The 16,182-nt window shown below is 39.0% G+C and carries 14 protein-coding genes and 1 tRNA gene; 1 reads left to right on the top strand and 14 read right to left on the bottom strand.

The genetic code is table 11. The features are described 5' to 3' along the window. The 13 genes from ABMA78_RS16225 to ABMA78_RS16165 form a co-directional block, all read right to left on the bottom strand. A partial coding sequence (locus ABMA78_RS16225) for a hypothetical protein (RefSeq protein WP_392861555.1) occupies positions 1–77 on the bottom strand: 77 nt, incomplete at its 3' end. 54 nt (positions 78–131) lie between these two features. Further along, positions 132–2,207, bottom strand: coding sequence for an elongation factor G (gene fusA / locus ABMA78_RS16220; RefSeq protein WP_392861565.1), 2,076 nt, complete (start codon positions 2,205–2,207; stop codon positions 132–134). Positions 2,208–2,369: 162 nt separating this feature from the next. After that, positions 2,370–2,840: a 30S ribosomal protein S7 gene (gene rpsG / locus ABMA78_RS16215; protein WP_021266544.1), complete on the bottom strand. Its 471-nt coding sequence runs from the start codon at positions 2,838–2,840 to the stop codon at positions 2,370–2,372. 91 nt (positions 2,841–2,931) lie between these two features. Next, positions 2,932–3,306, bottom strand: a complete 375-nt coding sequence (rpsL, locus tag ABMA78_RS16210; RefSeq protein ID WP_021266546.1) for a 30S ribosomal protein S12 — start codon at positions 3,304–3,306, stop codon at positions 2,932–2,934. Positions 3,307–3,414: 108 nt separating this feature from the next. Then, positions 3,415–7,533, bottom strand: coding sequence for a DNA-directed RNA polymerase subunit beta' (rpoC, locus tag ABMA78_RS16205; protein ID WP_392861563.1), 4,119 nt, complete (start codon positions 7,531–7,533; stop codon positions 3,415–3,417). A 46-nt stretch (positions 7,534–7,579) separates the two neighbouring features. Beyond that, positions 7,580–11,707, bottom strand: a complete 4,128-nt coding sequence (gene rpoB, locus ABMA78_RS16200) for a DNA-directed RNA polymerase subunit beta (protein WP_392861561.1) — start codon at positions 11,705–11,707, stop codon at positions 7,580–7,582. A gap of 162 nt (positions 11,708–11,869) precedes the next feature. Then, positions 11,870–12,238 (bottom strand): 50S ribosomal protein L7/L12, encoded by a 369-nt coding sequence (gene rplL, locus ABMA78_RS16195; RefSeq protein WP_392861560.1) that lies wholly within the window; start codon positions 12,236–12,238, stop codon positions 11,870–11,872. A 50-nt stretch (positions 12,239–12,288) separates the two neighbouring features. Next, a complete protein-coding gene (gene rplJ / locus ABMA78_RS16190; protein WP_021266540.1) occupies positions 12,289–12,819 on the bottom strand; it encodes a 50S ribosomal protein L10 in 531 nt (176 codons plus the stop codon). A gap of 95 nt (positions 12,820–12,914) precedes the next feature. Then, positions 12,915–13,622 (bottom strand): 50S ribosomal protein L1, encoded by a 708-nt coding sequence (rplA, locus tag ABMA78_RS16185; RefSeq protein WP_021266545.1) that lies wholly within the window; start codon positions 13,620–13,622, stop codon positions 12,915–12,917. 11 nt (positions 13,623–13,633) lie between these two features. Continuing rightward, complete coding sequence (gene rplK / locus ABMA78_RS16180) at positions 13,634–14,059, bottom strand: 50S ribosomal protein L11 (RefSeq protein WP_021266533.1); 426 nt, start codon at positions 14,057–14,059, stop codon at positions 13,634–13,636. 37 nt (positions 14,060–14,096) lie between these two features. Further along, entirely contained in the window at positions 14,097–14,711 is a 615-nt protein-coding gene (nusG, locus tag ABMA78_RS16175) for a transcription termination/antitermination protein NusG (protein ID WP_392861559.1), read from the bottom strand. 33 nt (positions 14,712–14,744) lie between these two features. After that, positions 14,745–15,131, bottom strand: coding sequence for a preprotein translocase subunit SecE (secE, locus tag ABMA78_RS16170; RefSeq protein ID WP_392861557.1), 387 nt, complete (start codon positions 15,129–15,131; stop codon positions 14,745–14,747). Positions 15,132–15,262: 131 nt separating this feature from the next. Continuing rightward, positions 15,263–15,339: transfer RNA gene (locus ABMA78_RS16165), tRNA-Trp, on the bottom strand. A 150-nt stretch (positions 15,340–15,489) separates the two neighbouring features. Here ABMA78_RS16165 and ABMA78_RS16160 point away from each other — a divergent pair. After that, entirely contained in the window at positions 15,490–16,020 is a 531-nt protein-coding gene (locus ABMA78_RS16160) for a M35 family metallo-endopeptidase (protein ID WP_392861556.1), read from the top strand. 76 nt (positions 16,021–16,096) lie between these two features. Here ABMA78_RS16160 and ABMA78_RS16155 read toward each other — a convergent pair. After that, positions 16,097–16,182 (bottom strand): hypothetical protein (locus tag ABMA78_RS16155; protein ID WP_392858019.1); only part of this gene is annotated, 86 nt, incomplete at its 5' end.

Below are 16,182 nucleotides of genomic sequence, written 5' to 3'. Positions count from 1 at the left end.
GTCTTACCGTGGTCAACGTGCCCGATCGTACCAATGTTTACGTGGGGCTTACTTCTGTCAAAAGATTCTTTTGCCATTTCTTACTCCTGTTTTATTACTTAGTTTAGTAGTTTAAAAAAATCTAAAACGTTTTAGATGTATATTCCTCGTTTTTCAAGTATTTCTTTGGCCATATTCATTGGTATCTCTTCATAACGGTCAAAATTCATCGTAAAGCTTGCACGACCTTGTGATTTTGAGCGTATATCTGTTGAGTACCCGAACATTTCCGATAGTGGAACTTCAGCATCAATTACTTCTTTATCTTGCTTAACACCCATTGAATGGATTTTTCCACGCTTCATATTGATGTCTGAAATAATGTCACCTGTATAATCAGATGGCGTTACAATTTCCAGACTCATTTTTGGCTCTAGTAATGATAAGCCTGCTTTTCGGCATGCAGCTCTAAAAGCATTAGAGGCAGCAATTGCATAAGCAACTTCTGAACCTTCATCTTCATTAAGCTCTGCGGCCACTAACTTGGCCTTAATATTTATAAATGGGTAACCGGCCAGGGCACCACCCATTGACGTATCTTTAATACTCTTCTCAATAGCATCAATAAATTCTTGTGGTAAATCTCTTTTAGTTAAATCCGTCTCAAATAAAACACCAGCTTGTGAGTCTGCTTGCTCAACTTCAATAACAGCGTTACCAAATACCATCTTGCCAGCTTGTTCACGATGGAATGTATCTGACTCTTTAGCAGTGCTAGTGATACTTTCACGGTATGAAACTTGTGGATCACCTACACGAATACCAACTTTAAACTCACGCTCAAGACGGTCACAAATAATTTCTAGGTGAAGCTCACCCATACCAAAGATTAAAAGTTGCCCAGTTTCTTTATTGTGCTGATATGAAAAAGATGGATCTTCTAACTTAAGTTGATTTAAAGAATTCATTAGTTTCTTTTCATCATTTGTTGTTTTTGGCTCAATCGCAACAGAAATAACAGATTCAGGAAAATCCATTAAATCAAAAATGACTGTACGATTTTCAGCACAAAGAGTTTCACCTGTTACAGTTTCCTTTAAACCAGAAATTGCAATAATATCCCCTGCCTTAGCTTCTTGCAGCTCAGTTCTCTTATCTGCGTGCATTTGTAGAATTTTATTAACTCTTTCACGCTTACCTTTGTGAGGATTATAAACCTGAGCTCCAGATTTAATTGATCCAGAATAAATTCTAAAAAATGTTAGTGAACCTACAAATGGATCAGTAGCAATCTTGAAAGCAATACCTGAAAATGCATCCTCAGTATCAGGCTTTCTAACTTCTTCTTTATCGTGATTTTTGCCATTAACACCTTTAACTTCACCACGATCAACAGGTGAAGGAAGGTAGTCACAAACCGCGTCCAGTAATGGCTGTACACCTTTATTTTTAAATGCCGATCCACAAAGAACTGCTACAAACTCATGATTGATAACAGCATCTCTAATAGCAGCTATTAATCTCTCATTAGTAATCTCTTCACCAGACAGGTAGTCTTCAGCTAACTGATCATCATAGTCAGCTAAAGTCTCGATAAGCTCTTCTCTTGCCATCTGAGCTTCATCTTGAAGATCTTCTGGGATATCTTCAACAACTACAGTTGAACCAAGATCCTCATCTTTAAAAAGCAGGGCCTTCATTCTTACGACATCAACCATGCCTTTAAACACATCTTCAGCGCCAATTGGAAGCTGAATTGCTGCCGCAGTCTTGCCAAGCTTCTCTCTTATTTCATCAAGACACATTTGAAAATTTGCCCCAACTCTATCCATTTTATTCACAAATGCAATTCTTGGTACTTTGTACTTATCTGCTTGGCCCCATACAGTCTCAGATTGAGGTTCTACACCGGCCACGGCATCAAATACACCTACTGCACCATCTAAAACTCTAAGAGCTCTCTCAACCTCAATTGTGAAGTCAACGTGACCTGGAGTATCGATGATATTAATATTCGTTTTGTTCCAAGTACAAGTTGTCGCAGCTGAAGTAATTGTAATCCCACGTTCTTGCTCCTGAACCATCCAGTCCATAGTTGCAGCACCATCGTGAACCTCACCAATTTTATGGCTTTTTCCCGTGTAGTAGAGAATACGTTCAGTTGTCGTCGTTTTACCCGCATCGATATGCGCCATAATTCCGATATTACGAATATTTTCTAAACTCATACAAAGTCCTTAAAAATTTAATTTTTGCAGACATATAATTAACATAAATATGGAATTTTAGATAGGAATAAAACCTGAATGAATAAAAGGCTTTATAAAAAGAAAGGCTCCCGTAGGGAGCCTTCTATTAGTTTATTATGGACTTTATTGCTTATTTTCGAACTACCACTTAAGGTGTGCAAAAGCTTTGTTAGCTTCTGCCATTTTGTAAGTGTCTTCACGCTTCTTAACAGCGCCACCTCTACCTTGAGAAGCATCGATGATTTCATCAGATAGTTTCTCAACCATAGTTCTACCACCACGATTTCTAGCATAATCTCTCAACCATCTTAGAGCTAGTGATTGTCTTCTGTTATTTCTAACTTCAACTGGAATTTGGTAAGTTGCACCACCAATACGACGAGACTTAACCTCTACCGCTGGCTTAATGTTAGAAAGGGCCTTCTTAAATACCTTTAATGGCTCTTCACCAGTCTTAGATTCAACTCTTTGAAGTGCACCATAAAAGATTTTTTCAGCAACAGATTTCTTACCGTCTTTCATAAGTGCGTTTACGCACTTAGCAACAACAACGTCTTGAAAGATCGGATCTGGAAGTACTTCTCTCGTCTGTGCTCTATGTTTTCTACTCATATTTTTTCTCCTTCACCGGAAACAGTTAAAACTGATCGATTACTCACCTCATGCCATGTTGCAATTGGTGTCACAATTAGTTAACTAAAAGTTATTTCTTTGGTCTCTTACAACCGTACTTAGATCTTCTCTGTCCTCTTTTATCAACACCTTGGCAATCTAGTGTACCTCTAATAGTGTGATAACGAACCCCTGGAAGGTCTTTTACTCTACCACCACGAATCATAACGATCGAGTGTTCTTGTAGATTGTGTCCTTCACCACCAATGTATGAAGTAACTTCAAATCCACTTGTTAGTTTTACCCTACAAACCTTTCTCATCGCTGAGTTTGGTTTCTTAGGAGTAGTTGTATATACTCTTGTACATACACCGCGTCTTTGAGGACACGCTTTTAAGGCAGGTGACTTAGTTTTTTCAACTTTATCAGTTCTACCTTTTCTAATTAATTGGTTAATCGTAGGCATTTCCGCTCCTTAACTACAACAATATTTCCACAATAAAAATAGGCTTTTGAGCCCATAATAAACTATAGAGGGATGGTGTAACACACCACCCCTCAATTAAGCAAGTTTTTATAGCATTAGTGTAGAAGTTTCTTCTAGAGAATCATCTTCTTCAACGAATGCTTCGTAATCACGATACTTAGAGATACCTGAACCAGCTGGAATCAGACGACCCATAAGTACGTTTTCCTTAAGACCACGTAATAAATCTTTTTTACCTTCAAGCGATGCCTGAGTTAAGATCTTAGTTGTCTCTTGGAAAGATGCAGCTGATAAGAATGAATCAGTTGAAAGAGCTGCTTTAGTAATACCAAGTAGAACTGGTCTTGCTTGAGCTGGCTCATATCCATCAGCAACTAATTGTTCATTAGTCGTAAGTAATTCTGCTTTAGTTACAGAGTCACCAACAACAAATGTCGAGTCACCTGGATCAGTTACTTCAACTTTCTTCAGCATTTGAGATACGATTACCTCAATGTGCTTATCATCGATATCTACACCTTGTAGACGGTATACAGCTTGAATCTCATCAACGATGTAACCTGCAAGTTCTTTAATACCAAGTACTCTTAGGATATCGTGTGGGTTAGCTGGCCCATCCATAATAGCTTCACCTGAACGGATATAGTCACCTTCGTTTACAGTTACATAACGTCCCTTAGGAATTGTGTAAACAACTGGATCAGAACCATCTTCAGGTCTAATTAGAATTCTTCTAGAACCTCTAACTTCAGCACCAAATTCGATTGTACCAGTTACATCGGCAATCTGAGATGCTTGAGCTGGCTTTCTTGCTTCGAAAAGCTCAGCAACTCTTGGAAGACCCCCTGTAATATCTTTTGTTTTCGTAGTTTCACGAGAAACTTTAGATAGTACGCTACCAACTTCAACAGTATCACCTTCAGTAACAGTTAGTGTTGCACCAACTTGAAGTCTGTATGAAGCCTGACGGTTTGTACCAGGAACAACAATAGGGTTTCCATCAGCATCAAGAATCGTCATTCTTGGTTGAAGTGAAGGATCTTTAGTTTCAGTTACAGTTCTTTGAGTAAGACCTGTTACCGAGTCAGTTTGCTCTGCAAGAGTTGCACCAACGACAAGGTCTTCAAACTTAACTGTACCAGCAACTTCTGTAAGAAGTGGAATCGCAAACGGGTCCCATTCAATCAGAGTATCCCCTACGTTTACTTCGCTACCTTCAGTGAAGTGTAGTTTCGAACCGTAGATTGCTGGATATTTTTCTTTTTCAACACCACGAGCATCTTTAATGATAAGCTCACCAGTCTTATTCATAACAAGAAGACCAGTTGGAGTTTCAACAGTTACAACATTGTTGTATACAACTTTACCAGATGTACGAACAGTTGTTTTATTTACTTGTGCACCAGCAGTTGCTGTACCACCAACGTGGAATGTACGCATTGTCAGCTGTGTACCAGGTTCACCAATTGACTGAGCAGCGATAACACCAACTGCCTCACCAACAGATACCATTGTTCCACGAGCAAGGTCGCGTCCGAAACAAGCCGCACAGAAACCGTGTCTTTCATTACAAGTAAGAACAGATCTAACCTTAATTTGGTCAACTTCTTTCTCTTCTAGTAATACAAGGTCCTTTTCAGTTAGTAAGTGACCTGTTGGAAGAACTTCATTACCTTCTGCAGAGATAACTGGAGCTGCTGTTACACGGCCCATTGCTCTAGAAGCAACGTGCTCAACAACTTCACCAGACTCAATACGAGAAGTTAGTGTAATACCATCAGTAGTTCCACAATCTTCATTTCTGATAATACCGTCTTGAGCAACGTCTACAAGACGTCTTGTTAGGTAACCAGAGTTAGCTGTCTTCAGGGCAGTATCGGCTAGACCTTTACGTGCACCGTGTGTAGACGTGAAATATTGTAGTGCCGATAGACCTTCACGGAAGTTTGAAGTAATTGGCGTTTCAATAATTTCACCAGATGGCTTGGCCATTAGACCCCTCATGGCAGCAAGCTGTCTCATCTGCTGAGCAGAACCCCTTGCACCTGAGTTTGCCATCATATAAAGAGCGTTGAATGAAGGAGCGTAAATTGGCTCTTCACCATCTTTATCTGAAGTAAATTCATCAGTTGAAATCTTCTCAAGCATAACCTTAACAAGCTTTTCAGTTGTTTGTGACCAAACATCAACAACCTTGTTATATCTCTCACCGTTAGTGATCGAACCTTCGTTATACTCTTCAGTAATCCCATGAACTTCATCATGAGCTTCTTTAAGGATTCCTTCTTTCTCAGAAGGGATTTCCATATCAACAACGTTAATAGAAATACCAGCTTTCGTAGCATTGCTATAACCAAGTTGCATAAGACCATCAGCAAGAAGAACAGTATCTTTTTCAGATCCTCTTCTGTAAGCAAGGTCAAGAAGCTTAACTAGTTCTTTCTTACCAAGAATGATGTTTACGTCTTCAAAGTTTAGACAAGTTGGAACGATATCAAATACGAATGTACGTCCAACAGTTGTTTCGTAAACTTCTCCACCAATACGTACTTTGATTGGTGCTTGTAGGTGTAGGTTACCTGAGTGGTAAGCAAACTGAGCTTCTTCTTTAGAAGAGAAAGTTTTCCCGTATCCACGAGCATATGGTCTAACACGAGTCATGTAGTAAAGACCAAGTACGATATCCTGAGATGGAGTAATAATTGGTGAACCATCTTTTGGAGAAAGAATATTATTTGTCGACATTGCAAGAACACGACACTCAATTTGAGCTTCTAGTGAAAGAGGCACGTGAACGGCCATCTGGTCACCGTCGAAGTCGGCGTTGAATGCAGTACAAACTAGAGGGTGAAGACGGATTGCCTTACCTTCGATAAGTACAGGTTCGAAACCTTGGATACCAAGTCTGTGAAGAGTTGGTGCACGGTTAAGAAGTACTGGGTGTTCTTGTACAACTTCTTCAAGGATATTCCATACTTCTTCTTTTTGTTGCTCAACCATACGCTTAGCAACTTTAATAGTAGTACAGTGTCCTTTTTCAATTAGTTTGTTGTAGATAAATGGCTTGAAAAGCTCAAGTGCCATTAGCTTTGGAAGACCACACTGGTGAAGTCTTAAGCTTGGACCAACAACGATTACAGAACGTCCTGAGTAGTCAACACGCTTACCAAGAAGGTTTTGACGGAAACGTCCTTGCTTACCTTTAAGCATATCTGAAAGTGATCTAAGTGGACGCTTGTTAGCACCAGTAAATACCTTACCACGACGACCATTATCGAATAGAGCATCTACTGCTTCTTGAAGCATTCTCTTTTCGTTTCTGATGATGATTTCAGGAGCATTAAGTTCTTTAAGTCTTCTTAGACGGTTGTTTCTGTTAATAACACGTCTATATAGATCGTTAAGATCTGAAGTTGCAAAACGTCCAGCTTCTAGAGGAACTAGAGGTCTTAAGTCTGGTGGAAGAATAGGAATAACATCCATCATAAACCACTCAGGCTTGTTTTCAGATTTCATAAGAGATTCAACAACTCTTAGTCTCTTAACAAACTTAGTTCTTGCCATTTCAGTAGTTGCGTTAGCAAGACCACGTCTTAGGTTTTTATTTTCAAGATCAATATCAAGCTTAGAAAGTAGCTCTTGAACGATTTCTCCACCCATTCCAGCTTCGAAATCAATTCCTTGATCCTTTAGTTCCCAATATTGTTGCTCAGAAATTACGCGACCTACATCAAGACCACCTTCAACACCATCAGTTGCTGAAGCAGTTACGATATATGCTTCGTAGTAAAGAACTTTTTCTAGTTCTTTAAGAGAAAGGTTAAGAAGAGCTGCCATTCTTGATGGAAGTGAACGTAGGAACCAAATGTGAGCAACTGGAGTTGCTAATTCGATATGTCCACATCTCTCACGACGTACTTTAGAAAGTGTAACTTCAACACCACACTTCTCACATACAACACCTCTGTGCTTCATTCTCTTATACTTACCACAGATACATTCGTAATCTTTTACTGGTCCGAAGATCTTTGCACAGAATAAACCGTCTCTTTCTGGCTTATAAGTTCTATAGTTAATAGTTTCTGGTTTTTTTACTTCACCAAATGACCACTCTCTGATTGTATCAGGAGAAGCAAGCTTGATAGATACACCTTCAACGCTTACTGGATCTTTTGGCTTATCAAAAAAGTTTAAAAGGTCTTTCATTTTTTTATGCCCTCTTAATATACGGCAGGACTAAGCCTGCCATAAATTAACGAATAGATTCTTCAATTCTGTCTTCTTCAAGTTTAACGTCTAGACAAAGTGCTTGTAGCTCTCTGATTAGAACGTTGAACGATTCAGGAAGACCTGGTTCTAGTACTTGCTCACCCTTAACGATTGACTCATACATTCTTGTTCTACCGATAACGTCATCCGACTTAACAGTTAAGAACTCTTGAAGAGTATAAGCTGCACCGTATGCTTCAAGTGCCCAAACTTCCATTTCCCCAAGTCTCTGACCACCGAACTGAGCCTTACCACCAAGTGGTTGCTGAGTTACAAGTGAGTAAGGACCTGTCGAACGTGCGTGAAGTTTTTCGTCTACAAGGTGGTGTAGTTTAAGCATGTACATAACACCAACAGTAACGTCCTCTGCGAAAGCATCACCAGTCTTTCCGTCAAATAGAGTTGTTTTACCATTTGTCTCAAGATCTGCTAGCTCAAGCATTTCTCTGATGTCTGCTTCTGAAGCACCATCAAATACTTTAGTAGAGAAACGAACACCGCTAGTAAGTTTCTTAGCAAGGGCCATAACAACATCGTCTGCTGCAGACTTTAACCAAGCTTCAACCTCTGGTGTCTTATAGATTTTGTAAATGAAATCCTTAATCTCGTGAACTTTCATTTGCTCTTCAAGCATAACCTTGATTTTTTCACCAAGACCACGTCCGGCCCATCCAAGGTGAAGCTCAAGAAGCTGTCCGATGTTCATACGAGAAGGTACCCCAAGAGGGTTTAGTACGATTTCAACAGGTGTACCATCAGCAAGGTAAGGCATATCTTCACGTGGAACTACGTTTGAGATAACCCCTTTGTTACCGTGACGACCGGCCATCTTATCACCTGGCTGAAGCTTACGCTTAATCGCTACGTATACAGTAATCTTTTTGATTACACCTGGAGGAAGTTCATCACCTCTATGAAGTTTTGCAATCTCATCAGTTGTCTTAGCTCTAACTCTGTTGATCTTGTTTCTAACATCTGCGAAATACTCAGATAGTTTTTCTTCAAGTTCAGCTTGTAGAGGTAGGTAACCAATTAGCTCAAATGGAATTGATGCTAGTACTTCACCTGTAATCTCAGTTCCTTTAGAAAGTAGTTCTGCTGAACCATCTTCAGAAACAAGTACATCAGTAACTTTTGCACCTTTAAGCATATCTGCAATCTTAAGAATTGCTGAAGTTTGGATTGCTTTAATCTCAATTCTTTCATCTCTTCTAAGAAGAGTTGTTTCTTGCTCGATAATGTCCTTAGATCTTGCACAAAGTTCAACACCTTCACGAGTGTAAACTCTAGCATCAATTACTGTACCGTAAACAGATGAAGGAACTCTTAGTGAAGTATCTTTTACATCACCAGCTTTATCACCGAAGATAGCTTTAAGAAGTTTTTCTTCAGGAGAAAGTTGAGTTTCACCTTTAGGTGTAATCTTACCAACAAGGATATCACCTGGCTTAATGATAGCACCAACTCTTACGATACCTGCTTCATCAAGGTCTTTTAGAGACTCTTCTGAAACGTTTGGAATATCGCGAGTGATTTCTTCTTTACCAAGTTTAGTATCACGAGCTTCAACTTCGAATGCTTCGATGTGAACTGAAGTGAAAACATCTTTTGCAAGAAGGTCTTCAGAGATCAGGATCGAGTCTTCGTAGTTATAACCACCCCATGGCATGAATGCTACAAGTGGGTTTTGCCCAAGTGCTAAGTCACCATTGTCAGTACCTGGTCCGTCAGCAAGTACGTCACCTTTCTTAACAATGTCACCTTCAGTAACAAGAGCTTTTTGGTTATTACAAGTGTTCTGGTTAGTTCTTTGATATTTAACAAGCTTGTAAATATCAACACCAGACTCACCATCTTTAAAATTATCTCTTTGGATAACGATTCTGTTTGAATCAACAAAGATAACGCGTCCATTGTCGTTAGCTACAAGTACCGCACCAGAGTCTCTAGCAACGATTCTTTCTGTACCTGTACCAACAATTGGAGCTTCAGTTTTAACAACAGGCACGGCCTGTCTCATCATGTTCGATCCCATTAGGGCACGGTTGGCATCATCGTGCTCAAGGAAAGGAATAAGAGATGTTGCAACTGAAATCATCTGAGTTGGAGAAACGTCCATTAGGTTAACTTCTGAAGCATCAACAAGTGTGAATTCACCAGAAGCACGAGCAGCTACCTGCTCACCTACAAGTTGTCCATCTTTGATATTATTTGCATCGATCTGAGCGATTACTTTACCTTCCTCTTGGAAAGCTGTGAAATACTCAACATCACCAATTTTCTGATCTTCACCAATAGTTAGGTAAGGAGTTTCAATGAAACCGTATTCAGAAACTTTTGCAAATGTTGCAAGAGATGTAATTAGACCAATGTTTGGTCCTTCAGGAGTCTCAACCGGACACATTCTTCCGTAGTGAGTAACGTGAACGTCACGAACTTCGAATGATGCTCTTTCTCTCGTTAGACCACCTGGCCCAAGAGCTGAAAGACGACGCTTGTGAGTAACTTCTGAAAGTGGGTTCGTTTGATCCATGAACTGTGAAAGTTGTGATGAACCAAAGAATTCCTTAACGGCAGCAGCAACTGGTTTTTGGTTTACAAGATCGTATGGCATCATTGTATCAATTTCTTGAATTGCCATTCTTTCTTTAACCGCTCTTTCCATACGTACTAGACCAACTCTAAATTGGTTTTCAAGTAGTTCACCTACAGGTCTAACACGTCTGTTACCTAAGTGGTCAATATCATCAACACGACCTTTACCGTTGTTAAGTTCAACAAGGTATTGGATAGTTGTATTGATATCTTCTTTAGTAAGTACAGTGTTCTCAACTGGAACATCTGTCTTAAACTTATAATTGATTTTCATACGACCAACACGAGATAGGTCATATCTTTCTTCGTCGAAGAAAAGTCCTTGGAAAAGAACTTCAGCAGCTTCAACTGCCGGTGGCTCACCTGGTCTTAGTCTTTCGAAGATTTTAAGAAGTGCATCTTCTTTAGTATCAGTTTTATCTAGTAGAAGAGTATTTCTAATCTGATCACCAAAGTTAATCATATCAATATATAGACACTCAACTTCAGTTACACCAGCAGCAACAAGCTCTTGAATCTTTGCTTCAGAAAGTGCTTCGTTAGCTAGACAGATTACTTCACCAGTTGACTCATTAAAGATATCTTTAGCAGCAACTTTACCAACTACTTCTTCAAGCATAGCTGGGATTTCAGTTACACCTGCTTCAGTTAATCTCTTAATTGAAGCTTTAGAGAATTTCTTCCCTTTTCTAACGATAGCCTTACCAGTCTTTGGATCAAGTACGTCATTAGTTGCACGAGTACCAGTCATTAAAGATAGGTCTAGAGATCTTACGAACTCACCGTCTTTAGAAAACTTGATTGTTTCCATGTGGTAGAACATATCAAGAATTTCTTCTGTACTGTAACCTAGAGCTTTAAGAACAACTGTTGCGTGTAGTTTTCTCTTTCTATCAATTCTAGCAAATAGAATATTCTTGTGATCGAATTCGAAATCTAGCCAAGAACCTCTATGAGGAATAATTCTTGCAGAATAAAGAAGCTTACCACTTGAGTGCTTCTTTCCACCATCGTGTTCGAATACGATACCAGGAGATCTGTGAAGCTGAGAAACAATAACTCTCTCAGTTCCGTTATATACAAAAGAACCAGTCTCTGCCATCAGAGGAATGTTTCCTAAGTAAACTTCCTGTTCTTTGATTGAAGAAACAGTTCTTTGTTCATTACCATCTTTGTCGACAGCTACATCATAGAATACTAGACGAACAACTACCTTAAGTGGCGCTTCATATGATAGGCCTCTTTGACGACACTCTTTTACAGTGTACTTAGGTTGTTCTAGTGAGTAGCTTACAAACTCTAACGATACAGTTTTGTTAAAGTCGTGGATTGGAAATACAGAATTGAAAACAGCCTGTAATCCCATTTCTTCTCTTTGAGAAGGAGGTACGTCCTTTTGAAGGAAATCATCATAGGACTTCTTTTGTAGAAGCATGAGTGGAGGCGTCTCTAACACAGATGGTGTAGAGGCAAAGTTCTTACGAAACCACTCGTTTGGTCTAAAAACCTCAGTCATTATGGTTCTCCCGGGTTTTAATTGTTTTAACGTGCACGTATATTTTTTAGTTACTTAATAACTTTTTTTTTCGGTTTTTACAAACGCAAAAAAGGTGTGAAGATCGCTAAATCTCCACACCTGTATTTTTTAATTTTTTATGCGATGAGCAAGGGGCTTAAATTACTTAAGCTCAACCTTTGCACCAGCAGCTTCAAGTTTTTTCTTGATTTCTTCTGCTTCGTCTTTAGAAACTGCTTCTTTAACAGTCTTAGGAGCACCTTCAACCATTTCTTTTGCTTCCTTAAGACCTAGACCAGTGATTCCTCTAACTTCTTTAATAACGTTGATTTTCTTAGCACCTGCTTCAGCAAGAACAACGTCAAATTCAGTTTTTTCTTCAGCAGCACCACCAGCAGTAGCTCCACCAGCAACAGCTACAGGAGCAGCTGATACACCAAATTTTTCTTCAAGTTCTTTAACTAGCTCAGCTACTTCAAGAACAGTCATGTTTGAGATTTTTTCAATTAATTGATCATTTGTAATAGACATATATAACTCCTAAAAATTTAAAATAACTTTAACTCTAACTTTGTTAATTACTATTCTGCAGATTCTTCAGCTGCAACTGGCGCAGCTTCAACGCCTGCTTCTTTTTGCTCTTTAATTGCATTAAGAACTCTAGCAAATGCTGAGATCGGTGCATTAAATGTCGCAAGAAGAGTACCAAGCATCTCATCACGAGATGGTAGGTCTGCAATTGCTTTTACTTCTGCTGCTGTTAGTGCTTTACCATCAAGTAAACCACCTCTAAGTTCTACTAGTTCAAACGTTTTTCCACATTCTTTTAGTGCCTTAGCAACGGCTGGTGCTTCGTCAAATGCGAAAGCAACAGCTTGCGTACCTTTAAGACCAGAAAGTAATTCTTCTGCATCTGTTCCGGCCGCTGCCTTAGAAAAAAGTGTGTTACGAGTAACAACTAGTGCTCCACCCGCTTCGCGGACAGATTTTCTTAGAGCTGTGGCGTCATTAGATGGTAGTCCAATAACGTTTGTTAGAAAGATAGCGTTGGCATCAGTGATCTTCTTTTTAAGACCATCGATGATAACGTCTTTCTCTGCTCTAGTTAACATCGTTTACCTCCTAAACTATTGGAGGGAGATTTCATGCAGGCTTTATGTAGCTTCAAACTTGTTCAGCAGCTACACCGACAATCATCAACCCCTTATTATTTTGCTGCGATAGATGCAGCTTCTAAAGTATCAATTTTAAGTCCTGGCCCCATAGTCGTACTTAAAGTAAGTGACTTAAGGTATGTACCTTTTGCAGAAACAGGCTTAGCTTTAATGATTGCTGTAACCATTGTGTCGATATTCTTTCTTAAATCTTCATTTGAGAAAGATGACTTACCAACTGGAACGTGGATGATACCATTCTTCTCAGTTCTGTACTCAACCTTACCAGCTTTTTGCTCTTTAACTGCGTTTTCAACATTAGGAGTAACTGTTCCTAATTTTGGGTTAGGCATTAGACCTCTAGGTCCTAGGATTCTTGCAACACGACCAAGTTTACCCATCATGTCTGGAGATGCGATAACTCTATCAAAGTCAAGCCATCCACCTGCGATCTTAGCAACGATATCGTCACCACCAACGTAATCTGCACCAGCTGCTTCAGCTTTAGCTACGTTGTCACCAGATGTAATAACACAAACTTTTACTGATTTACCTGTACCAGCTGGAAGTGCTAGTGCACCTCTGATCATCTGGTCAGCGTGTCTTGGATCTACACCAAGTCTGAACGCTAGATCTACAGTTTCATCAAATGATGCGAACTTTACTTCTTTTGCAAGATTGATCGCTTCATCAATTGTGTAATTCTTAGTTGTATCTACTTTTGCAAGTGCTTCTGTATATTTTTTTGATTTCTTAGCCATTGTAACACCTCTTAGTAATCTAGTTTGATACCAGCTGAACGACATGAACCTTCGATGATTCTTTCCGCTGCTTCTTGAGTAGCTGCTGTTAAGTCTGGTCTTTTCGCTTCAACAATTTCTTCAATGATTTTCTTAGATACTGTTGTTACAACTTCTGTTCCTGGCTTCTGTGCCCCTCTCTTAAGCTTAAGCTTATCTTTAAGTAGGTATGAAGCTGGAGGTGTCTTAGTTACAAATGTAAAAGAACGGTCAGAGTATACTGTAATGATTGTTGGAAGCATTACACCTGCGTCTTTTTGTGTCTTTGCATTGAAAGCTTTACAGAATTCCATGATGTTTACACCTTTTTGACCTAATGCCGGCCCTACTGGTGGTGATGGGTTTGCTTTCCCACCTGGAATTTGTAGCTTAATGAAACCTGTGATTTTCTTAGCCATAAATTTCTCCTGCGAACTTTAGTTCTACCAACGGTTATTAATTTTTTTCTACCTGAGAAGCATCTAATTCTACTGGTGTTGGTCGACCAAATATAGAAACGTTTACTTTCAGTTTTCCATTTTCATTTACAGATTCAATCGTACCGATAAATGAAGCGAAAGGTCCTTCGATAACCTTAACTTCTTCACCTTCAGAGAAGTCCACAGTTGTACGTGTCTTCTTGAAACCACCAGTTGATTGACCTGTCATATATGCTGCCTCTTCATCTGATAAAGGGGCCGGTTTGTCAACAGTTCCGCCAACAAATCCTGTAATTTTGTCAGTATCTTTTACTAAGTGCCAAGTGTTCTCATTCATAAGCATATGAATTAAAACGTAACCTGGAAAAAGCTTCTTAGTAATAGTTCTTTTTCTTCCACCTGCATGAGATGTTACTTTTTCTTCTGGAACAACAATTTCACCAAAAGAGTCAGTTAGCTTATAGTTAACAATTCTTTCACGAAGAGTTTTTTGAACTTTGTTTTCTTGACCTGTAAGAGTCTTTGCAATGTACCAACGAAAGTCAGGGTTAACAGTAGCTTCACCTTCTGATGATTCTACGGCCATTTCTTCATTAGTTAGTTCTTTTTCTGTTTCGTTGTTATCAACCATTTTTATCTCACTTAAATTAATTAAAGGTATAAATTAAAGAATAATGCTTAGTAGTTGTCTGAATGAATAATCTACTAAAACGAAAATTCCACTAACAATGCTTAGTGCGATTACTAAACCAATTGTCGTCTTTAAAACGTCATCTTTGTTAGGCCATACAACTTTTACGAGTTCAGCGTAAACATCCTCTAGTAAAGTTGATGCATTTTTGTTCTTAGCAATTACTAAGAAAACAATTAGACCAACAACAATTCCAACTACTTGTACTGTGATTGGGAAGTTTGGAACCTTTGCTTCAAGATCAAACCACTCACTTAATTGTTCGAGGAATCTAATAGTAATAAAACCACAAATTGCACTTACGGCAGCAACAAAAGCGTTAATCCATTTCTTGCTGTCTTCACTCTTAATGAGGGACATCTCAAATCCTTTTTTACCTAAATTAAACGTATAAGTATCAGATTATATCCCTTAATTAACATGGTTTGGCAAGAGCTAACGCAAAAATAGGACATTTTTGCAGTCAAAATAAAATATATTGGAGTAAAAAGTGGCGGGCGCATAAGGATTCGAACCTTAAACCTACTGATTTGGAATCAGCCGCTCTACCAATTGGAGCTATACACCCGTTCGACTTGGAAACATAAATTACCGAAAAAGGCCTCCGCCGTCAATCTCTATTACTATAAATATTTCCATTATATTGAACAGAGTCCAAACAAAGGGTAGTGTGGCGAATCGCAACAGCGACATTTAATTTTATTGGAGAGAAAACAACATGAAGTATTTAGTACTATTGATGCTTACACTTAATATCAACGCAGCAATTTTCGTTTCTAAAACGTGTTCTGAGGATCAGAAAGATATGCTGATCAAAGACACGCAAAAATCTCGTGCGGACATGAAAGGTATCATTAAAGACCTTAGACAGTACAAAAAACAAAACCCATACATGGACAAGAGTGTTGAGAAGAAAATCAACAAGGCCATCGTTGTAATGAAGTGCTCTCTTGCTAGAACATATTGGACTAAACATAAATGTGTTGAACCATATGGTGGTGCAATTGCTTACACATATGCTGTCATTGGAAAAACAGTTTATATTACACCAAGCTACTGGGATTATGATATCGATGGCCGTCAAGGGATCGTTCTTCACGAATTAACACACAAGTGTGGAACAGGTGATGCTGACTACTTCTGGACACGTAAACCAAAAGATACAAACGGTACACCTTGGTCAGATATCGCTGATACATATCGTTACTGGCAACAAAATGGGACATGTATCCCAGAAATCGATTGTTAAAAAGATAAATTAAAATTTAGGCATAAAAAAAGGGGAGCAAAAGCTCCCCTTCCTTATATCTTGAATATTTAAAATATTAGTCAAGAATTTCAGATACTGTACCAGCACCGATTGTTCTACCACCCTCACGGATTGCGAACTTAAGACCTTTTTCCATCGCGA

It is taken from the genome of Halobacteriovorax sp. RZ-2 (genome assembly GCF_043196685.1).
Lineage (GTDB): Bacteria > Bdellovibrionota > Bacteriovoracia > Bacteriovoracales > Bacteriovoracaceae > Halobacteriovorax_A.
This window is presented reverse-complemented; position numbering and strand designations above follow the sequence as displayed.

Coding starts and splice junctions, on each gene's coding strand:
- fusA (WP_392861565.1), bottom strand. CDS start 2,207: ATGAGTTTAGAAAATATTCGTAATATCGGAATTATGGCGCATATCGAT.
- rpsG (WP_021266544.1), bottom strand. CDS start 2,840: ATGAGTAGAAAACATAGAGCACAGACGAGAGAAGTACTTCCAGATCCG.
- rpsL (WP_021266546.1), bottom strand. CDS start 3,306: ATGCCTACGATTAACCAATTAATTAGAAAAGGTAGAACTGATAAAGTT.
- rpoC (WP_392861563.1), bottom strand. CDS start 7,533: ATGAAAGACCTTTTAAACTTTTTTGATAAGCCAAAAGATCCAGTAAGC.
- rpoB (WP_392861561.1), bottom strand. CDS start 11,707: ATGACTGAGGTTTTTAGACCAAACGAGTGGTTTCGTAAGAACTTTGCC.
- rplL (WP_392861560.1), bottom strand. CDS start 12,238: ATGTCTATTACAAATGATCAATTAATTGAAAAAATCTCAAACATGACT.
- rplJ (WP_021266540.1), bottom strand. CDS start 12,819: ATGTTAACTAGAGCAGAGAAAGACGTTATCATCGATGGTCTTAAAAAG.
- rplA (WP_021266545.1), bottom strand. CDS start 13,622: ATGGCTAAGAAATCAAAAAAATATACAGAAGCACTTGCAAAAGTAGAT.
- rplK (WP_021266533.1), bottom strand. CDS start 14,059: ATGGCTAAGAAAATCACAGGTTTCATTAAGCTACAAATTCCAGGTGGG.
- nusG (WP_392861559.1), bottom strand. CDS start 14,711: ATGGTTGATAACAACGAAACAGAAAAAGAACTAACTAATGAAGAAATG.
- secE (WP_392861557.1), bottom strand. CDS start 15,131: ATGTCCCTCATTAAGAGTGAAGACAGCAAGAAATGGATTAACGCTTTT.
- ABMA78_RS16160 (WP_392861556.1), top strand. CDS start 15,490: ATGAAGTATTTAGTACTATTGATGCTTACACTTAATATCAACGCAGCA.